Source organism: Pseudomonas kuykendallii (genome assembly GCF_900106975.1).
Lineage (GTDB): Bacteria > Pseudomonadota > Gammaproteobacteria > Pseudomonadales > Pseudomonadaceae > Pseudomonas_O > Pseudomonas_O kuykendallii.
This window is the reverse complement of record NZ_FNNU01000002.1, coordinates 288,988-307,026: the sequence shown is the minus strand read 5'-3', so window position 1 is coordinate 307,026 and position 18,039 is coordinate 288,988. Positions and strand designations below refer to the sequence as shown.

Here is an 18,039-nt window from a genome sequence, read left to right as displayed (position 1 = left end):
GACCCATGCAGAATCGCGATGAAATCTTTGCCACCCTGCGCGACGCGTTGGTCGAGCTGTTCGAGCTGGAACCCGAGCGCATCACGCCGGAGGCCAACCTCTATCAGGACCTGGAAATCGACAGCATCGATGCGGTCGACCTGATCGACCACCTGAAGCGGCAGACCGGCAAGAAGATTGCCGCCGAGGACTTCAAGGCGGTGCGCACGGTGGCCGACGTGGTCGAGGCGATGCACAAGATGCAGGACGCCGCTTGAGTCGACTGATCGCGCTGGGATTGCTGCTGGCCGGGTTGGCCTATCCGTTCGCCGTCTATTACGGCCTCGGGCATCTGTCCCCGCAATTCTTCGCCATCCTGCTCGGCAGCCTCTGGCTGGCGCGCATGCTGTGCAGCGCCGAACGCCCGGGCAACCGCTGGCTGGCGCTGGGCGCGCTGGCCTTCTGCGTGCTGCTCGGCGTGGTCGGCGACGCGCACCTGCTGCGCTGGTACCCGGTGCTGATCAGCCTGATGCTGCTGGCGCTGTTCGGCCTGAGCCTCAGGTACGGCCCGCCGCTGGTCGAGCGCCTGGCACGCCTGCGCGAGCCGGAACTGCCGGCCGTGGCGATCCGCTACACGCGCCAGGTCACCGTGGTCTGGGCGATCTTCTTCCTCTGCAACGGGCTGCTCGCCGCCGCGCTGACGCTGTGGGCGCCGCTGAGCTGGTGGACGCTCTACAACGGGCTGCTCTCCTACCTGCTGATGGGCCTGCTGTTCATCGGCGAATGGCTGTTGCGCCAACGCGTGAGGGCGAACGCATGACGCCGTTGCACCGCCTGTTGCTGGAATCGCCCGGCCCGCGCGCGCTGAGCCTGGCGCCCGCCCTCGAGCACGCCGAATTCCGCCAGCGCGCCCTGTGCCTGGCGGCCGCCCTGCAACGCCGCGGCGTGCGCCGCCTGGCCCTGCACCTGGAAGACGCCGCCGAGCTGGCCATCGCCCTGTTCGGCGCCTGGCGCGCCGGCGTCGAGGTAATCCTGCCGGCCGACCTGCAACCGGGCAATCGCCAGCGCCTGGCGCCGGAGGTAGACCTCTGGCTGACCGATCAGCCTGGCGACACCCGGCTCGACGCGCTGCAGGACGAGCCGCTGGCCGCCGCGGAACTGGACCTGGACGCCTGCCGCCTGACGCTGAGCACCTCCGGTTCCAGCGGCGAACCCAAGCTGATCGGCAAGTCGCTGCGTCAGTTGGCCAACGAAGTCGACGCGCTCGAAGCGCTGTGGGGCGCCGAGCTGGGCGCCGCCACGCTGATCGGCAGCGTCGCCGCGCAACACATCTACGGGCTGCTGTTCCGCGTGCTCTGGCCGCTGGCCGCGGGGCGCACCTTCCTGCGCCGCGCGCTGCCGTTCCCCGAGGACATCCAGCTCGCCAGCCTGGGCCTCGCCGACGCCCGCGGGTTCGCCTGGGTCGCCAGCCCGGCGCTGCTCAAGCGCATGGGCGACAACCTCGACTGGCCCGCGCTGGGCCGCGTCAGCAAGGTGTTTTCCTCCGGCGGCGCGCTGCCGGCCGAAGCCGCCCAGGAGTTGCAACGGCGTCTCGGCCAGTGGCCGACGGAAATCTACGGCAGCTCGGAAACCGGCGGCATCGCCTGGCGTCAGGGCGAGGGCCTGTGGCAGCCCTTCGCCGGAGTCGCGCTGAGCCAGGATGACAGCGGCGCGTTGCGCATCGCCTCCCGTTACTTGCCGGCCGGCCATATCGAACAGTCGGCGGATGCCGTCAGGCTCGACGCCAGCGGTGGCTTCGAGCTGCTCGGTCGCCTCGATCGCATCGTCAAGCTGGAAGAAAAACGCATCTCCCTGCCGATGCTCGAAGGGGCGCTGGCCAGCCACGCCTGGGTCGCCGATTGCCGCCTCGGCGTGATCAGCGAAAACCGCGCCTATCTGGGCGCCCTCGTCGCGCTCAGCGACGCCGGACTGCACGTCTTGCGCAACGAGGGCCGTCGCGCGCTGACCCAGGCGCTGCGTGTCCACCTCGGCGACCATTGCGAGGCGCTGGCGCTGCCGCGTCGCTGGCGGTTGTTGCGGCAACTGCCGCTGACCGCGCAGGGCAAGCTGCCGCAGGCGCAGGTCGATGCCCTGCTGCAGGCGCCGCGCACCCGGCAGCCGGAACGGGTCGAGGAACACGAAGTGGACGGCGAGTGGCGACTGCTGCTGGACGTGCCGCCGGACCTGGCGCACTTCAGCGGGCATTTCCCGCGCACCCCGGTGCTCCCCGGCGTGGTGCAGATCGACTGGGCGCTGAGCCTGGCCCGCGAGCTGCTCGAGCTGCCCCCGCGCTTCTGCGGCATGGAGGTGCTGAAGTTCCAGCAACTCGCGCGTCCCGGCGATCGACTGCAGCTGACGCTGCGCTTCGATGCCGAGCGCGGCAAGCTGCACTTCGCCTACCGCAACGGCGATGCGCCCTGCTCCTCCGGGCGCATCCTCCTCGGGCCTGGCCATGTTTAGGCCCTGCGCGGTGATCCCGGTGTACAACCACGAACACGCCCTGCCGCTGGTGTTGCAGGCGCTGCGCGAGGCCGGGCTGGCCTGCGTGATCGTCGACGACGCCTCCAGCGCGGCGTGCGCCGCAGCGATGGATCGCCTGGCCGACGCCGAGCAGGTCCACCTGGTGCGCCTGGCGACCAACCAGGGCAAGGGCGGCGCGGTGATGGCCGGCCTGCGCGAGGCCCGTCGCCTGGGCTTCAGCCATGCGCTGCAGGTGGATGCCGACGGCCAGCACGACCTCGGCGACGTCGCCGCCTTCCTCGCCGCCGCGGAGCAGGCGCCGCAGGCGCTGATCTGCGGCTACCCGCAGTACGACGCGAGCGTGCCGAAGAGCCGCCTCTACGCGCGCTATCTGACCCATGTCTGGGTCTGGATCAACAGCCTCTCGCTGCGCATCCGCGACGGCATGTGCGGCTTCCGCGTATACCCGCTGGAGCCGACCCTGGCGCTGATCGACTCGGCGCGGCTGGGCAGGCGGATGGATTTCGACCCGGAAATCCTCGTGCGCCTGGCCTGGCGCAACCAGCCGATGCGCTGGCTGCCGACCCGCGTGCACTACCCGCTCGACGGCCTGTCGCATTTCCGCCTGTGGCAGGACAACGCGCTGATCTCGAAAATGCACGCCAAGCTGTTCTTCGGCATGCTCGGCCGCGCGCCGCTGATCCTCTGGCGGCGGTGGCGGGCATGAATGACGCCGGCCAGCACTGGGCCGCGCAGGGCGAACGCGGCAGCTTACTGCTGATGCGCTTCACCGCCTGGGCCGCGCGCACCCTGGGCCGCCGACTGATCGCGCCGCTGCTGTACAGCATCGTTTTCTATTTCTTCCTGTTCGGCCGCCGGGCGCGTCGCAGTGCCCGCGAATACCAGGACAACCTCGCCCGATGGAGCGGCCAGGCCGGGCTGCGGCCAAACACGCGCTCGGTGTTCCGCCAGTTCCTCGCCTTCGCCGACAGCCTGCTCGACAAGCTCGACGTCTGGAACGGCAAGCTGGACATGCGCGACATCGAACTGCTGGACCCGGCCGGCCTGCGACAAAAGACGTCTTCGGGCCAGCGCGGCCAGCTGCTGGTCGGCGCCCACCTGGGCAACCTCGAGGTATGCCGCGCGCTGGCCGAACTGGGCGAACAGGTGCGCATGAACGTGCTGGTGCACACCCGCCACGCCGAGCGCTTCAACCGCCTGCTCGGTGAGGCCGGTGCCAGCCGCCTGCGCCTGATTCAGGTCAGCGAGCTGGACCCGGCGATCATGCTGCAGCTGTCGGAGCGGCTGGACAACGGCGAATGGCTGGCCATCGCCGGCGACCGCGTGCCGCTGCACGGCGGCCGCCGCAGCCGGGTCGACTTCCTCGGTAAGCCCGCCGATTTTCCGCAGGGCCCGTGGCTGCTCGCCGGGCTGCTGCAATGCCCGGCGAGCCTGCTGTTCTGCATCAAGCATGGCGGACGCTACCGGATTCACCTGGAGCCCTTCGCCGAGCGCATCCACTGGCGGCGCAACGACCGCCAGCAGGTGATTAGCGAATGGACGCAGCGCTACGCCCTGCGCCTAGGCGAGCACTGCGCCCAGGCGCCGCTGCAATGGTTCAACTTCTACCCGTTCTGGAAATCGCATGACGACTGATCCCGTGGTGTTCGGCGAAAGCCATCTTTCCATCGAAGCGCTGGTCGCCGTGGCCGAGCGCCGCGCACCGACGCGCCTGCAGGACGACGCCGCCTTCCGTGAGCGGATCGCTCGCGGGGCGCAGTTCCTCGATACCCTGCTCGACCGCGAAGGGGTCATCTACGGCGTCACCACCGGCTACGGCGACTCCTGCGTGGTGGCGGTGCCGCTACAGCACGTCGAGGCGCTGCCGCAGCACCTGTTCACCTTCCATGGCTGCGGCCTGGGCAAACTGCTCGACGCCCAGGCCACCCGCGCCGTGCTCGCCGCGCGCCTGCGTTCGCTGACCCACGGCATGTCCGGCGTGCGCCTGGAACTGCTCGAACGGCTGCAGGCGTTCCTCGCCGAGGACGTGCTGCCGCTGATCCCCGAGGAAGGCTCGGTGGGCGCCAGCGGCGATCTCACGCCGCTGTCCTACGTCGCCGCCGCCCTCGCCGGCGAACGCGACGTGCTCTGGCGCGGCGCCCGCCGCAGCGCCGCCGAGGTCCATCGCGAACTCGGCTGGACACCGCTGGTGCTGCGGCCCAAGGAAGCCCTGGCGCTGATGAACGGCACCGCGGTGATGACCGGCCTGGCCTGCCAGGCGTTCGTCCGCGCCGACTACCTGCTGCGCCTGGCCACGCGCATCACCGCGCTCAACGTGATCGCCCTGCAGGGCAACCCCGAGCACTTCGACGAGCGCCTGTTCGCCGCCAAGCCGCACCCGGGCCAGGTCCAGGTCGCCGCCTGGCTGCGCGACGACCTGGCCATCGACGGCCCGACGCCGCCGCTGCATAGGCTGCAGGATCGCTACTCCATCCGCTGCGCGCCGCACGTGCTCGGTGTGCTCGCCGACAGCCTGGGCTGGCTGCGCCAGTTCATCGAGACCGAGCTGAACAGCGCCAACGACAACCCGATCATCGACGCCGAAGAAGAACGCGTGCTGCACGGCGGGCATTTCTACGGCGGCCATATCGCGTTCGCCATGGACAGCCTGAAGAACCTCGTCGCCAACGTCGCCGACCTGCTCGACCGCCAGCTCGCGCTGCTGGTGGACACCCGCTACAACCACGGCCTGCCGAGCAACCTCTCCGGCGCGCCGGCGCACACCGCGATGATCAACCACGGTTTCAAGGCGGTGCAGATCGGCGCCAGCGCCTGGACCGCCGAGGCGCTGAAGAACGGCATGCCGGCGAGCCTGTTCTCGCGCTCCACCGAATGCCACAACCAGGACAAGGTCAGCATGGGCACCATCGCCGCCCGCGACGCCCTGCGCAGCCTGGAGCTGAGCGAGCAGGTCGCCGCCGCGGCGCTGCTGGCCGCCAACCAAGGCGTCTGGCTTCGTGCCGGCCAGGCCGATTCGCGCACGTTGCCGGAAGCGCTGGCGAGCATGCGCGAACAGCTCGCCAGCGACTTTGCGCCGGTGATCGAAGACCGCGCGCTGGAGGCCGAGCTGCGCCTGTGCCTGAGCCACATCCGCAATCGCCACTGGGGGCTGTATGCGTAAGGACGGCGTACTGCAAAGCGAAATCGAGGTGCTGGTGCCGTTCTTCGACGTCGACTCGATGGACATCGTCTGGCACGGCCACTACGTCAAATATCTGGAAGTCGCCCGCTGCGCGCTGCTCGATCGCATCGGCCACAACTACCAGCAGATGCGCGACGCCGGCTACGGCTGGCCGATCATCGACCTGCAACTGCGCTACGTGCGGCCGGCGCGCTTCAACCAGCGCATCAGCGTGCGCGCCGACCTGGTCGAGTGGGAGAACCGCCTGAAGATCAACTACCTGATCCGAGACGTCGAAACCGGCGAACGCCTGACCCGCGCCAGCAGTGTGCAGGTGGCGGTCGAGATCGCCAGCCGGGAAATGCAGCTCGCCTCGCCGGCGGTGTTCGTCGACGCCGTGCGCAAGGCGCTGACATGAGACGCCTGCTGCTGGCGACCGCGTTATCGCTGCTCCCGGCGCTGGCCCAGGCGTTCGGCCTGGAACAGCTGGCGGCGCAACTGGGCAAACCCGCGGTGGTACGCGGCGAATTCGTTCAGCAAAAGTTTCTCCGCGCCCTGGAAAAACCGCTGACCAGCCGCGGGGAGTTCGTCCTGGCCAAGGGCCACGGTCTGCTCTGGCTGTTGAAGACGCCGCTGCAGCAGGATTACCGCATCGACGAACAAGGCATCGCCCGGCGCGAGGCCGGCGGCTGGCAGGCGATCCCGCAACGCAGCGCCAGCGCCCAGCAGAACCGCCTGTTCCTCGCCGTGCTGGGCGGCGACAGCAGCGGCCTGCAACGGGACTTCGAGCTGGCGCTGCAAGGCGACGCGCAGAACTGGCAACTGACGCTGACCCCGCGCGCGTTGCTGCTCAAGCAGATCTTCAACAGCATCCGCATCGACGGCGGCGCGCTGGTGCAGCGTATCGTGCTGGACGAAACCCAGGGCGACCGCACCGAGCTGCTGCTGCAGAACAGCGTCGCGGCCGATGCCCTGTCCGATCGGGAACAGCATGACTTCACCGATTGAGCGGCGCGCCCCCTGGGCTTTTCTCGCCTTTCTGCTGATGCTCCTCGCGCTGGGCGCCTGGCAGTGGCGAAACGGCGCGCCGCTGAGCACCGACATCCTCGAGCTGGTGCCCGGCAGCAGCCGCGACGCGTTGCAGAAAAGCGCCGAACAGCGCATGCAGGAGCCGCTGAATCGCGAATTGCTGGTGCTGGTCGGCTACCCGGAGCGCGAGCGCGCGATCGCCGCTGCCGCGCGACTCGCCGACGCCTGGCGAGCCGGTGCGCTGTTCGAGAAGGTTCAGACCGGCGTTCAGGCCGACCTGCCGGCGCTGCGCGAGCAACTGCTGCAGGGCCGCCTGGCGCTGCTCGGCGCAACCACCCGCGAACGCCTGATCGACGACCCGAAGGCCTTCATCGAACAGCGCGTGCAGCAGCTCTTCGACCCCTTCGCCGGCTTCGGCCTGATCGCCAACCAGCAGGACTGGCTGGGCCTGGCCGCCGCCATCGCGCAGCAGCGTCCGGCCAGCGCCAACGTGCAGCTGGACCTCGGCAGCGGCGCGTTCTTCGCCGAGGCGGATGGCCAGCAATGGGCGCTGCTGCGCGCGCGTACCCGCGCCGATGCCTTCGACATGAACGCACCGCTGGAGGCCGCGCGACTGGTGGCCGAGGCCCGCGCCCAGGTCACGGCGGACGGCGGGCGGCTGGTCGCCGCCAGCGGCCTGCTGTACGCCGCCGCCGCCCAGCAGCAGGCCACCCGGGAAATCACCTGGGTCGGCGGCGGCGCGACCGTCGGCGCGCTGCTGCTGTTGCTGCTGGCCTTCCGCCGGGTTCGCGTGCTGCTGGCGTTCCTGCCGGTGGTGGCCGCGCTGCTCGCCGGCTGCGTCGCCTGCGTGGCGCTGTTCGGCCATATCAACGTACTCACGCTGATGCTGGGCAGCAGCCTGATCGGCGTGGCGTCGGATTATCCGCTGCACTACCTGTCGAAGAGCTGGGGCGCCGCCACCTGGCGCAGCTGGGACGCGGTGCGCGCCACCCTGCCGGGGCTCAGCCTGAGCCTGGCGACCAACCTGATCGGCTATCTGGCGCTGGCCTGCACGCCGTTCCCGGCGCTGACCCAGGTCGCGGTGTTCTCGGTGGCCGGGCTGCTGGCCGCCTACCTGTGCTCGATCTGCCTGCTGCCGGCGCTGCTGAACGGCTTGCAACTGCGCCCGCGACGCTCGCTGCTGAGCCTCGCCCGCCGCCTGCTGGCGGCCCGCGCGGCGCTGTTGCGGCGCACCGGCAGTTGGCCGCTGTCGCTGCTGGTGCTGGCGTTCTGCGGCATCGGGCTGATGCGCCTGGAAGTCCATAACGACCTGCGCCAGTGGATCGGCGGCTCGCCGCAGTTGCTCGCGGAAGCCAAGGCGGTGGCGAAGATCACCGGCGTGCAGCCCACCAGCCAGTTCTTCCTGGTGCGCGGCGACGACCAGACCCAGTTACTCGAACGCCAGGCCACGCTGGCCGCGCGCCTCGACCGGCTGGTGGCCGACGGCAGCCTCGCCGGCTACCAGGCGTTGCCGCAACTGCTCGCCACCGCGGAGCAACAGCAGCGCCTGCGCCAGGCGTTGCCCGCGCTGGCGCAGCACTGGCAGCCGCTGATCGACCTGGGCATTCCGCGCAGCGCGCTGGACGACGAATTGCGCCAGCTCCAGGCGCTGCCGGTGCAGGACATCAACACGGCCCTCGCCGGCCCCTACGGCGAACCCTGGCGCTCGCTCTGGCTGGGCGCCAGCGGCAATCAGGTCGCGGCGCTGGTCAGCCTGCGCGGGCTGAGCGACGCCACCCTGCTCGCCGCCCAGGCGGACGGCCTCGAGGGGGTATGCCTGGTCGATCGCCTGGGCGAACTGAACCGCCTGTTCGCCGCCACCCAGGTCAGCGCCAGCGAGCTGAAGCTGCTCTCGTGCCTGCTGATCCTCGGCCTGCTGGTGTTTCCCTTCGGCCTGAAAGGCGCGTTGCGCGTGGTCCTGCTGCCGCTGCTGGCGGCGCTCTGCAGCCTCGCCAGCCTCGGTTGGCTGGGCCAGCCACTGACCCTGTTCAGCCTCTTCGGCCTGCTGCTGGTGACCGCCATCGGCGTGGACTACGCGATCCTCATGCGCGAACGCGTCGGCGGCTCCGGCGCCAGCCTGCTCGGCGTGTTGCTCTCAGCGCTGACCACCTGGCTCTCCTTCGGCCTGCTGGCGCTGTCGAGCACCCCGGCGGTGAGCAACTTCGGCCTGGCCGTGGGGCTGGGCCTGTTCTTCGCCAGCCTGTTCGCGCCATGGGCGGGACACGCCCATACCGACACCTCGCACGCCGCGGAGGCCGGGGAATGACCGTCCTGTTGATCTGGCTCGCCCTGCTCGCGCTGTTCGCCGCTGGTACCTGGCTGGGCGCCCGGCTCGGCCTGCTGCCCATCGTCAGCCAGCTGCTGCTGGCGATGCTCGGCCTGCCGCTGCTGGTACTCGGCGTGATCGAGCCGCAGGCGCAGATCGGCGCCGTACAGCTGGTCGAGCCGCACTGGCTGAAGAGCCTCTACGGGCTGAGCTTCGCCCTGCTGCTGGGCTACATCCTCAGCGATGTCGTGGACCTGCGGCTGAGCCCGGAAAGCCTGAAGATCGCCCTGCCGAGTTTCTTCGTCCCGTTCTTCTGCGGCCTGGCCTGCGCGCTCTGGCTGCTGCAGCCGCTGCCCTGGCTCAGCGCGGTGTCGATCGGCCTGCTGTTCTCGATCACCGCGATCCCGGTGCTCTACCTGTACCTGCAGGGAATCGGCTACGACCCGAGCGCGACGCGCCGGCTGATGCACTCGGCGATTCTCATGGACCTGATGTGCTGGAGCCTGTTCGCCCTGGCACAAGGCAGCAGCAACCCGCAGAACCTGATCTGGCCGCTGCTCGCGACGGCGCTGCCGTTGCTGCTCAAGGCCCTGCGCCTGCGCCACGGACTGGCCTACAGCCTGCCGTTCTTCGCCCTGATGCTGGTGTTCCAGCAACTGAAGATGAACGCGCTGGTCTTCGGCATCGGCTACCTGCTCTGCCTGGCCTGGCTGCGCCAGCCCTTCGTCCTGCCGCTGAGCCCCCAGGCGCTGCGCCGGGTGCAGAACGGCTTCGCGATCCCGCTGATCCTGTCCTACGGCATCCTGCAGATCGACTTCCGCCAGGCGGTCAGCGGCTACTCGTGGTTCTACCTCGCCGCACTGCTGGTGCTGCCGGTGCTGGCCAAGCTCGGCGGCAACTGGATCGGCCTGGGCTGGGCCAGGCCGGGCATGCCTGCGGCGCTGCGCTGGCGCGAGAGCCTGCTGCTGAACATCCGCGGCTTGACCGAGATCGTCTTCCTCAACCTGCTTTTCCAGCAGCATCTGATCGACTCATTGCTCTACTTCAGTCTGATGCTGATGAGCCTGTTCTCCACGCTGCTGCCGGCGCTGCTCGGCATCCGTCGCCCCCATTCCATGCCTTCATTGAAAAGGAATTCCCATGGCAATTTCTGAACTGCAACACCGTCAGGTCGTGATCATCGGTGCCGGCCCTTCCGGCGCCATCGCCGGCGCGCTGCTCAAGCGCCAGGGCCATGACGTGCTGATCATCGAGCGCCAGCGTTTCCCGCGCTTCTCCATCGGCGAGAGCCTGCTGTCGCACTGCCTCGATTTCGTCGAGGAAGCCGGCATGCTGGAGGCCGTCGAGGCGGCGGGGTTCCAGCGCAAGAACGGCGCCGCCTTCGCCTGGGGCGAGCGGCGCACGGCCTTCGATTTCCGCGACAAGTTCACCCCGGGCAAGGACTGGACCTTCCAGGTGCAACGCGCGCACTTCGACCAGATCCTCGCCGACGAAGCCGCCCGCCAGGGCGTGGAAATCCGCTACGAAGAGGAAATCGTCGCCGCCGACTTCAGCGGCGAAACGCCGAACCTCGACGTGCGCCGCCTGGACGGCAGCCACTACCGTGTCGAATGCAGCTTCGTGCTCGACGGCAGCGGGTACGGCCGCGTACTGCCGCGCCTTCTCGATCTCGAGGCGCCGTCCTGCCTGCCGGTCCGCCACGCCGTGTTCACCCACATCGAAGACCGCATCGACGATGAGGGTTTCGACCGCGAGAAGATCCTCATCACCACCCACCCGCAACTGCGCGACGTCTGGTTCTGGACCATTCCGTTCAGCAACGGCCGCTGCTCGCTGGGCGTGATCGCCGACCCGGCGTACATCGCCGAACGCCCGGACGACCTGGATGCCTGCCTCAAGCGCTTCGTCGAAGAAACCCCGAGCCTGGCCGGCGTGCTGAAGAATGCGGTGTGGGACACGCCGGCGCGCAAGATCGACGGCTACTCGGCCAACGTGAAGAGCCTGCATGGCAAGGGTTACGCGCTGCTGGGCAACGCCGCCGAATTCCTCGACCCGGTGTTCTCCTCCGGCGTGACCATCGCGATGCGCTCGGCGAGCATGGCCGCCGGCCTGCTGCACCGTCAGCTCGAAGGTGAGCGCGTGGACTGGGAGAGCGACTTCGCCGTGCCCCTGAAACGCGGAGTCGATGCCTTCCGCGCCTACGTCGAGGGTTGGTACGATGGCAGCTTCCAGGACGTGATCTATTACCCCGGCTCATCCGGCGACATCCGCCGGATGATCTGTTCGATCCTGGCCGGCTACGCCTGGGACCAGAACAACCCGTACGTCACCGAACCCCAGCGCCGCCTGCGCGTGCTGGCCGAAATCTGCGCACCGCAAGCGCCCGCCTGACAAGAGATTGCCATGACCCGCGCCGCCGCCACCTACGTCGAGGAAACCCGTTTCGGTTTCTGGTTCCTGCAGAGCCACACCTGGCAGCACCACGTCCTGCGGGTGGCGATCGACGACCTGCGGCGCCTGCTCGACACGCCACTGCCCGAAGACGCCTGCCTGCTGGATGCCGGTTGCGGCCAGGGCAAGTCGTTCGGCCTGCTGCAACGGACGTTCGCACCGGCGCGGATGATCGGCCTCGACGCCGATCCGCACAGCCTGGACCTTGCCCGCGCGGAAGCCGGACGCCTCGGGCTCGATGTCGAGCTGATCGCCAGCGACTGCGCGCGGATCGAGCTGGCCGATGCCAGCGTGGACATCCTCTTCTGCCACCAGACCTTCCATCACCTGGTCGAACAGGAGCGTGCCCTCGCCGAATTCTGGCGCGTGCTCAAGCCGGGCGGCTGGCTGCTGTTCGCCGAATCGACCAAGGCCTACATCGACACCTGGGTGATCCGCTGGCTGTTCCGCCATCCGATGCAGGTGCAGAAGAGCGCCGCCGAATACCTCGACATGCTGCGCGCGCAGGGCTTCGCGTTCGGCGACGGCAATGTCTCCTATCCGTACCTCTGGTGGAGTCGCTCCCGCGATTTCGGCCTGCTCGAACGCTTCGGCCTGCAACGCCCGAAAGCCGTCGGCCAGCGTGAGGAAACCCTGGTCAACGTCGCGGCGCGCAAACCGCTGGCGAGCCCAACATGGGCGAGCCCGAGCGCATGAATGCCGCACGCCTGCGCCTGCCCTTCTGGCTGGCCGTGATCGCACTGGCCGGCTGCGCGGCGAACGCGCCTCTGCCGAGTCGGCCGCCGACGCTGGATCTGCCGCTCCAGCTGCACGTACAGCGGCAGGCCGAGGGGCAGAGCCAGGACTGGCTGCTGGTCATCCAGGGCGAAGGCGCCGCCTTGCGCTGGTCGCTGCTCGACCCGCTGGGAATCCCGCTGTCCCGGCAACGGCTGCTCGACGGCGGCTGGCAGAACGACGGCCTGCTGCCGCCGAACCCCGAAGCCCGCGAGCTGTTCGCCGCCCTGCTGTTCGCCCTGACGCCCGCCGACCAGCTCGTCCGGCAGTACCCGCAGGCACTCACCCAGGGCAACCGGCGCCTGTTCGACGACCGGCAGCCCGCCTGGCGCGTTGACTATCGCCAGCCACAAGGTTTCGATCTGCGGATCGGCGCGAGCCTGACCTACCGCGTAGACGCGCTCGAGACCATGCCATGAAGGCCTACCTCAACGCCCTCGGGGTGATCTGCGCGCTGGGCAGCGGCAAGCGCGCGGTGCTCGACAACCTCCTGAACGGCTCCAGCCCCGGCATGCGCAGCGAGTCCGGCTGGCTACCCGAACGCGCCGTTCCGGTGGGCGCGGTGGACGCCGAGCTGCCCGCGATGCCGAGCGGATTCGCCGAGCGCAACACGCGCAACAACCGCTTGCTGCTGGCTGCCGCGCTGGAGATCGAGGGCGACATCCGCCAGGCCATCGAGCGCTTCGGCACGGCCCGCATCGGCGTCGTGCTCGGCACCAGCACCACCGGCATCCATGAAGCCAGCCAGGGCATCGCCGCGCTGCTGCACGAAGGCGCCTTCCCGCCCGACTACAACTATCGCCACCAGGAACTGGCGGCGCCGGCGGCCTTTCTCGCCGACTGGTTGCAACTGGGCGGCCCGGCCTATTCCATCTCCACCGCCTGCACCTCCAGCGGCCGCGCGCTGCTCAGCGCCCGCCGACTGCTCGCGCTCGGCGTCTGCGACGCAGTGCTCTGCGGCGGGGTCGACTCGCTGTGCGGCCTGACGCTGAACGGCTTCGATTCCCTGGAAGCCCTGAGCGACGCCGTCTGCAATCCGTTCTCCCGGCAACGCAGGGGCATCAACATCGGCGAGGGCGCGGCGCTGTTTCTGATGACCCGCGAGCCGTCGTCCGACGGCGCCGTCGCGCTGCTGGGCGCCGGCGCCAGCTCCGATGCGCATCACATCTCCGCACCGGAGCCGACCGGCCGCGGCGCGCTGCTGGCGATGCGCAAGGCGCTGAAGAGCGCCGCGCTGGAGGCCGGGCAGATCGACTACCTGAACCTGCACGGCACCGCGACCACGCACAACGATGCGATGGAAAGCCTCGCCGTGGCCGAGCTGTTCCCCACCGGCGTGCCCTGCTCGTCTAGCAAGCCGCTTAGCGGGCACACGCTGGGCGCCGCCGGTGCCCTCGAGGCGGCGTTCTGCTGGCTGTGCCTGGGCCCGGACAATCGCGACAACCTGCTGCCGCCACAGGTCTGGGACGGCCGAGCCGACCCGGCCTTGCCGCGCCTGGACCTGGTCGCCCCCGGCCGCGTCGCGAGCCGGCCGTTGCGCCACATGATGAGCAATTCCTTCGCCTTCGGTGGCAACAACGTCAGCCTGATCCTCGGCCGCGTCGAGCCGGAGGGCCGCGCATGATCGCCTGGCCGATCGCCGAACTGTTGCCCCACGCCGGCGACATGATCCTGCTGGACGGCGTCGAGCGCTTCGATGACGAAAGCGTCGTCACCTACCTGAAGGTACGCGCAGGGGGCCTGTTGAACGCCGCCGATGGCAGCCTGCCGGCCTGGGTCGGTGTGGAGCTGATGGCGCAGAGCGTGGCTGCCTTCGCCGGCTGCCAGGCACGTAAGGCCGGGCAGCCGGTGGAGCTCGGCTTCCTGCTCGGCACGCGCAATTTCCAGTGCAACGTCGACGCCTTTCCGGTCGACGCCCCGCTCAGCATCCGCGCCCTGCGCTCGCTGCAGGACGACAGCGGCATGGGCGTCTTCGAATGCCACCTGGACGGGCCCGGCATCCATGCCGAGGCGCGCCTGAACGTCTTCCGCCCGCCCGAAGTGGCGCGCTATCTACAGGAAACACCGCAATGACTGAAGCCATCCTCGTCACCGGCTCCAGCCGTGGCATCGGCCGCGCCATCGCCCTGCGACTGGCCCGCGCCGGCCATGACATCGTGCTGCACTGCCGCAGCCGCCTCGACGAAGCGCAGGCGGTGCAGGAGGCGATCCGCGCCCTTGGCCGCGAAGCGCGCATCCTGCAGTTCGACATCGCCGACCGCGTCGCCTGCCGAACCGCGCTGGAAGCCGACATCGAAACCCACGGCGCTTACTACGGCGTCGTCTGCAACGCCGGCCTGACGCGTGACGGCGCCTTCCCCGCGCTGAGCGACGATGACTGGGATCAGGTGCTGCGGACCAACCTGGACGGTTTCTACAACGTCCTGCAGCCACTGAGCATGCCGATGATCCGCCGCCGCAAACCGGGACGGATCGTCTGCATCACCTCGGTCTCGGGGCTGATCGGCAACCGCGGCCAGGTCAACTACAGTGCCTCCAAGGCCGGCGTGATCGGCGCCGCCAAGGCGCTGGCGATCGAGCTGGGCAAGCGTCGGATCACCGTCAACTGCGTCGCGCCGGGGCTGATCGACACCGACATGCTGGATGAGAACGTGCCCGTCGAGGAACTGCTGAAGATGATCCCGGCCCAGCGCATGGGCACGCCGGAAGAAGTAGCCGGGGCGGTGAATTTCCTCATGTCCGACGAAGCGGCTTACATCACCCGCCAGGTGATTTCAGTGAATGGAGGGTTGTGCTGATGAGGCGCGTGGTCGTTACCGGCATGGCCGGCATCACGTCGCTGGGCAGCGACTGGCCCACCGTACTGGAGAACTTCCAGGCCGGCAGAAGCGGCATCCGGCGGATGGACGAATGGGATCGCTACACCGAGCTGAACACCCGCCTGGGCGGTCCGATCGACGATTTCGCCGTACCCAAGCACTGGACGCGCAAGCAATTGCGCAGCATGGGCCGGGTGTCGCGCCTTGCGGTACTGGCCGCCGAGCGCGCGCTGGACGACGCCGGCCTGCTCGGCGATCCGAGCATCAGCGACGGCCGCATGGGCGTCGCCTGCGGCTCGTCCACCGGCAGCACCGATGAGGTGAAGGCCTTCGGCAACATGCTGATCAATGCGGTCGCCGACGGCCTCAACGCCAACTCCTACGTGCGCATGATGCCGCACACCACCGCGGCCAACATCAGCATCTTCTTCGGCCTGAAGGGCCGCGTGATCCCCACCTCCAGCGCCTGCACCAGCGGCAGCCAGGGCATCGGCTATGCCTACGAAGCGATCAAGTTCGGCCGCCTGCCGATGATGCTCGCCGGCGGCGCCGAAGAGCTCTGCGCCACCGAGGCGATGGTCTTCGACGCGCTCTACGCCACCAGCCTGAAGAACGATGCGCCGCAGACCTCGCCGCGCCCCTACGACAGCCAGCGCGACGGCCTGGTGATCGGCGAAGGCGCCGGTATCCTGGTGCTCGAGGAACTGGAGCACGCGCTGGCCCGTGGCGCGCGCATCCATGCGGAAATCGTCGGTTTCGGCAGCAATGCCGACGGTCAGCACATCACCAAGCCGGAGCAGGCGACCATGCGCCGGGCGATGGAGCTCGCCCTGGAAGACGCCGGGCTGGCGCCGGACGCCATCGGTTACGTCAACGGCCACGGCACCGCGACCGAGCAGGGCGACATCGCCGAGACCCTGGCCACCCGCGAGCTGTTCGGCACCCGCATGCCGATCAGTTCGCAAAAGAGCTTCCTGGGCCATACCCTCGGCGCCTGCGGCGCGCTGGAGTCTTGGTTCTGCATCGAGATGATGAACAGCGACCTGTACATTCACACGCTGAACCTGGGCGAGATCGACCCGCGTTGCGGCGAACTCGACTATCTCCGCGGCGAGCCGCGGAGAATGAGCCACGAATACGTGGTCAATAACAACTTCGCATTCGGCGGAGTGAACACTTCACTGGTTTTCCGTCGCTGGCGTTGATCTTCATACCTGGAGTTCGCCGCCACACCATCCGCAAGACCCCGCTCATCAAGGAGACGATATGCAAAAGAAAGCTCTAATCATCGCCGCGCTGTGCCTCAGTGCCCTGCCCGCCATCAGCCAGGCGCGCGACACGACCCACTACCTGCCGTTCGACGCCGTCGTCGCCCAGGCGACCCAGGCCGGCAAGCTCGATGGCAGCGTGAAATTCTACCTGGCGAAGACCCCGGCCGGCGCGAAGATCATCAACCCGTTGGTGACCACCAACCAGAAGACCAACGCCTTCGGCAAATCCGATGAAGTGGCCTGCGGCTGGGTGCTGCAATCGGCGCTGATCCGCCTGCAGAACGCGGCCAAGGCCGCCGGCGCGAACGCCGTTGTGGATATCGCCAGCAACTACAAGAACGTCGAGTACCGCAACGCGGAAAACTACGAATGCCACGCCGGCGCGATCATGGCCGGCGTAGCGCTCAAAGGGAAACTGGCTACCGTCAAGTAAGACCCCGCGCTCCGAGAACGCCCCGCCCTGCGGGGCGTTCTTCGTTCTGGGTCGGAACGATGCCGCGTGGCGGCCGGTCGAAATGCTCGAAGGCGCGGTCGCGGAGGCCGCGCCGAACGCGGAGGCCGGCATGTCCCTCGAGATCCATTACTTATTCCATGGCGAGCCGCGGACCAAGACGTTAGACGCGCCGGGCGATGCCTGTTCGCCCGGCCAGGCGGCGCGTCACCTGATCGAAGTGCACTTCGCCGATGCGGAAAACAGCCTGGCGATGCCTGGCGCGGACGACAGCGAGGCGCAGCTGCTGGAACACGCCGAGGTGCTCGGCATCAGCGCGATCCGCCTCCACCGCCGCTAGCGATGCTGCGCCGCCTGCCGCGTCAGCAGGTCGGAAAATGCCCGTGCCATCGCCGACGGCGGCTCGTTGCGCTGGACCAGCCAGACCGCCGTCTCGGCGCCCTCGTCGAGCAGCGTGCGGTAGACCACGCCATCGATGCGGATGCGCTGGAACGATGCCGGCAACACCGACACCCCGAGGCCCGCGGCCACCAGCCCGATGATCGTCATCGCCTCGGCGGCCTCCTGGGAAAAGTGCGGGCTGAAACCGGCGCGACTGGCGAGGCTGAGCAACTGGGCATAGAGGCCGCTGCCGTAGCCGCGCGGGAAGAACACGAACGGCTCGCCGGCGAGCGCCTCGAGATGCAGGCCACCGCCGCCGGAAGCCGCCAGCGGATGCGCGGCGTTGAGTACCGCCACCAGTGGCTCGCGAAACAGCTCCTGCATGCGCAGCGAGTCGGGCAACGGCAGCGGACGCATCAGACCGATCTCGATGGATTCGTCGACCAGCGCGTCGGCGACCTTCTTGCTGCTCATCTCCTGCAGGTTGAGATGGACCGCGGGAAACGCCTGGCGGAAGGCGTGGATCGCCTTGGGAATGCGCGTGCTGAACGGTGCCGACGAAGTGAAGCCGATCTTCATCTCGCCCAGTTCGCCGAGCTGCGCACGGCGCGCGACATCCGCCGCCTTGTCGACCTGAGCCAGCACCAGACGCGCCTCCTCGAGGAACAGCCGGCCCGCCTCGCTGAGCTCGACCCGACGATTGGTACGCTCGAACAGGCGCGCCCCCAGCTCCTGCTCCAGTGCCTGAATCTGCTGGCTGAGGGGCGGCTGGGAGATGCCCAGCAGCTCTGCGGCGCGGCCGAAGTGCAGTTCCTCGGCCACCGCGATGAAGTAGCGCAGGTGACGCAGTTCCATGGCGCGCTCCGATTAGGTCGTTTCAGATATCAAACAGGTCGAAT

20 protein-coding genes are annotated in these 18,039 nt (G+C 68.8%); 19 read left to right on the top strand and 1 reads right to left on the bottom strand.

What is annotated here, in order from left to right; translation table 11 throughout:
* Positions 1–5 precede the first annotated feature (5 nt).
* The 19 genes from BLV15_RS06635 (at position 6) to BLV15_RS06545 (ending at position 17,099) form a co-directional block, all read left to right on the top strand.
* A complete protein-coding gene (locus tag BLV15_RS06635; RefSeq protein ID WP_090225720.1) occupies positions 6–257 on the top strand; it encodes an acyl carrier protein in 252 nt (83 codons plus the stop codon).
* On the top strand, positions 254–799 hold the full coding sequence (locus BLV15_RS06630) for a COG4648 family protein (RefSeq protein ID WP_090225718.1): 546 nt from the start codon (positions 254–256) through the stop codon (positions 797–799). The genes BLV15_RS06635 and BLV15_RS06630 overlap by 4 nt, the downstream gene beginning before the upstream one ends.
* Entirely contained in the window at positions 796–2,478 is a 1,683-nt protein-coding gene (locus tag BLV15_RS06625; RefSeq protein WP_090225716.1) for an acyl-CoA synthetase family protein, read from the top strand. Before BLV15_RS06630 ends, BLV15_RS06625 begins: the two co-directional genes overlap by 4 nt.
* Positions 2,471–3,205, top strand: a complete 735-nt coding sequence (locus BLV15_RS06620; RefSeq protein WP_090225714.1) for a glycosyltransferase family 2 protein — start codon at positions 2,471–2,473, stop codon at positions 3,203–3,205. The genes BLV15_RS06625 and BLV15_RS06620 overlap by 8 nt, the downstream gene beginning before the upstream one ends.
* Positions 3,202–4,134 carry a lysophospholipid acyltransferase family protein gene (locus BLV15_RS06615; protein WP_090225713.1) on the top strand — a complete coding sequence of 311 codons (933 nt, stop codon included), beginning with the start codon at positions 3,202–3,204 and terminating at the stop codon, positions 4,132–4,134. The genes BLV15_RS06620 and BLV15_RS06615 overlap by 4 nt, the downstream gene beginning before the upstream one ends.
* On the top strand, positions 4,124–5,659 hold the full coding sequence (locus BLV15_RS06610) for an HAL/PAL/TAL family ammonia-lyase (protein WP_090225711.1): 1,536 nt from the start codon (positions 4,124–4,126) through the stop codon (positions 5,657–5,659). The genes BLV15_RS06615 and BLV15_RS06610 overlap by 11 nt, the downstream gene beginning before the upstream one ends.
* Positions 5,652–6,077 (top strand): acyl-CoA thioesterase, encoded by a 426-nt coding sequence (locus tag BLV15_RS06605; RefSeq protein ID WP_090225709.1) that lies wholly within the window; start codon positions 5,652–5,654, stop codon positions 6,075–6,077. Before BLV15_RS06610 ends, BLV15_RS06605 begins: the two co-directional genes overlap by 8 nt.
* Positions 6,074–6,667 (top strand): outer membrane lipoprotein carrier protein LolA, encoded by a 594-nt coding sequence (locus tag BLV15_RS06600; protein WP_090225708.1) that lies wholly within the window; start codon positions 6,074–6,076, stop codon positions 6,665–6,667. The genes BLV15_RS06605 and BLV15_RS06600 overlap by 4 nt, the downstream gene beginning before the upstream one ends.
* Positions 6,651–8,993: an MMPL family transporter gene (locus tag BLV15_RS06595; RefSeq protein ID WP_090225701.1), complete on the top strand. Its 2,343-nt coding sequence runs from the start codon at positions 6,651–6,653 to the stop codon at positions 8,991–8,993. The genes BLV15_RS06600 and BLV15_RS06595 overlap by 17 nt, the downstream gene beginning before the upstream one ends.
* A complete protein-coding gene (locus BLV15_RS06590) occupies positions 8,990–10,147 on the top strand; it encodes a cation:proton antiporter (protein ID WP_090225700.1) in 1,158 nt (385 codons plus the stop codon). Before BLV15_RS06595 ends, BLV15_RS06590 begins: the two co-directional genes overlap by 4 nt.
* The gene (locus tag BLV15_RS06585) at positions 10,134–11,384 is read left to right on the top strand and encodes an NAD(P)/FAD-dependent oxidoreductase (protein ID WP_090225698.1); all 1,251 of its coding nucleotides are present in this window, start codon (positions 10,134–10,136) and stop codon (positions 11,382–11,384) included. The genes BLV15_RS06590 and BLV15_RS06585 overlap by 14 nt, the downstream gene beginning before the upstream one ends.
* A gap of 12 nt (positions 11,385–11,396) precedes the next feature.
* Positions 11,397–12,140 (top strand): class I SAM-dependent methyltransferase, encoded by a 744-nt coding sequence (locus BLV15_RS06580; RefSeq protein ID WP_090225696.1) that lies wholly within the window; start codon positions 11,397–11,399, stop codon positions 12,138–12,140.
* A complete protein-coding gene (locus BLV15_RS06575; RefSeq protein ID WP_245728146.1) occupies positions 12,119–12,637 on the top strand; it encodes a DUF3261 domain-containing protein in 519 nt (172 codons plus the stop codon). The genes BLV15_RS06580 and BLV15_RS06575 overlap by 22 nt, the downstream gene beginning before the upstream one ends.
* Complete coding sequence (locus BLV15_RS06570; RefSeq protein WP_090225694.1) at positions 12,634–13,842, top strand: beta-ketoacyl-[acyl-carrier-protein] synthase family protein; 1,209 nt, start codon at positions 12,634–12,636, stop codon at positions 13,840–13,842. The genes BLV15_RS06575 and BLV15_RS06570 overlap by 4 nt, the downstream gene beginning before the upstream one ends.
* Complete coding sequence (locus BLV15_RS06565; protein ID WP_090225693.1) at positions 13,839–14,291, top strand: hotdog family protein; 453 nt, start codon at positions 13,839–13,841, stop codon at positions 14,289–14,291. Before BLV15_RS06570 ends, BLV15_RS06565 begins: the two co-directional genes overlap by 4 nt.
* A complete protein-coding gene (gene fabG, locus BLV15_RS06560; protein ID WP_090225691.1) occupies positions 14,288–15,016 on the top strand; it encodes a 3-oxoacyl-ACP reductase FabG in 729 nt (242 codons plus the stop codon). The genes BLV15_RS06565 and fabG overlap by 4 nt, the downstream gene beginning before the upstream one ends.
* The gene (locus BLV15_RS06555; RefSeq protein ID WP_090225689.1) at positions 15,016–16,242 is read left to right on the top strand and encodes a beta-ketoacyl-ACP synthase; all 1,227 of its coding nucleotides are present in this window, start codon (positions 15,016–15,018) and stop codon (positions 16,240–16,242) included. Before fabG ends, BLV15_RS06555 begins: the two co-directional genes overlap by 1 nt.
* Positions 16,243–16,303: 61 nt before the next feature.
* Positions 16,304–16,741, top strand: coding sequence for an excinuclease (locus tag BLV15_RS06550; protein WP_090225687.1), 438 nt, complete (start codon positions 16,304–16,306; stop codon positions 16,739–16,741).
* Between the two features lie 130 nt (positions 16,742–16,871).
* Positions 16,872–17,099, top strand: coding sequence for a hypothetical protein (locus BLV15_RS06545; protein WP_245728145.1), 228 nt, complete (start codon positions 16,872–16,874; stop codon positions 17,097–17,099).
* Here the strand turns inward: BLV15_RS06545 and BLV15_RS06540 are convergent.
* Positions 17,096–17,995, bottom strand: a complete 900-nt coding sequence (locus BLV15_RS06540; RefSeq protein WP_090225684.1) for a LysR family transcriptional regulator — start codon at positions 17,993–17,995, stop codon at positions 17,096–17,098. The two genes, BLV15_RS06545 and BLV15_RS06540, sit on opposite strands and share 4 nt — an antisense overlap.
* Between the last annotated feature and the right edge of the window lie 44 nt (positions 17,996–18,039).

Bases quoted from the DNA above. Each gene is read 5' to 3' on its own strand.
- BLV15_RS06635 (WP_090225720.1), top strand. From the start codon at position 6: ATGCAGAATCGCGATGAAATCTTTGCCACCCTGCGCGACGCGTTGGTC.
- BLV15_RS06625 (WP_090225716.1), top strand. From the start codon at position 796: ATGACGCCGTTGCACCGCCTGTTGCTGGAATCGCCCGGCCCGCGCGCG.
- BLV15_RS06620 (WP_090225714.1), top strand. From the start codon at position 2,471: ATGTTTAGGCCCTGCGCGGTGATCCCGGTGTACAACCACGAACACGCC.
- BLV15_RS06615 (WP_090225713.1), top strand. From the start codon at position 3,202: ATGAATGACGCCGGCCAGCACTGGGCCGCGCAGGGCGAACGCGGCAGC.
- BLV15_RS06610 (WP_090225711.1), top strand. From the start codon at position 4,124: ATGACGACTGATCCCGTGGTGTTCGGCGAAAGCCATCTTTCCATCGAA.
- BLV15_RS06605 (WP_090225709.1), top strand. From the start codon at position 5,652: ATGCGTAAGGACGGCGTACTGCAAAGCGAAATCGAGGTGCTGGTGCCG.
- BLV15_RS06600 (WP_090225708.1), top strand. From the start codon at position 6,074: ATGAGACGCCTGCTGCTGGCGACCGCGTTATCGCTGCTCCCGGCGCTG.
- BLV15_RS06595 (WP_090225701.1), top strand. From the start codon at position 6,651: ATGACTTCACCGATTGAGCGGCGCGCCCCCTGGGCTTTTCTCGCCTTT.
- BLV15_RS06590 (WP_090225700.1), top strand. From the start codon at position 8,990: ATGACCGTCCTGTTGATCTGGCTCGCCCTGCTCGCGCTGTTCGCCGCT.
- BLV15_RS06585 (WP_090225698.1), top strand. From the start codon at position 10,134: ATGGCAATTTCTGAACTGCAACACCGTCAGGTCGTGATCATCGGTGCC.
- BLV15_RS06580 (WP_090225696.1), top strand. From the start codon at position 11,397: ATGACCCGCGCCGCCGCCACCTACGTCGAGGAAACCCGTTTCGGTTTC.
- BLV15_RS06575 (WP_245728146.1), top strand. From the start codon at position 12,119: ATGGGCGAGCCCGAGCGCATGAATGCCGCACGCCTGCGCCTGCCCTTC.
- BLV15_RS06570 (WP_090225694.1), top strand. From the start codon at position 12,634: ATGAAGGCCTACCTCAACGCCCTCGGGGTGATCTGCGCGCTGGGCAGC.
- BLV15_RS06565 (WP_090225693.1), top strand. From the start codon at position 13,839: ATGATCGCCTGGCCGATCGCCGAACTGTTGCCCCACGCCGGCGACATG.
- fabG (WP_090225691.1), top strand. From the start codon at position 14,288: ATGACTGAAGCCATCCTCGTCACCGGCTCCAGCCGTGGCATCGGCCGC.
- BLV15_RS06555 (WP_090225689.1), top strand. From the start codon at position 15,016: ATGAGGCGCGTGGTCGTTACCGGCATGGCCGGCATCACGTCGCTGGGC.
- BLV15_RS06550 (WP_090225687.1), top strand. From the start codon at position 16,304: ATGCAAAAGAAAGCTCTAATCATCGCCGCGCTGTGCCTCAGTGCCCTG.
- BLV15_RS06545 (WP_245728145.1), top strand. From the start codon at position 16,872: ATGTCCCTCGAGATCCATTACTTATTCCATGGCGAGCCGCGGACCAAG.
- BLV15_RS06540 (WP_090225684.1), bottom strand. From the start codon at position 17,995: ATGGAACTGCGTCACCTGCGCTACTTCATCGCGGTGGCCGAGGAACTG.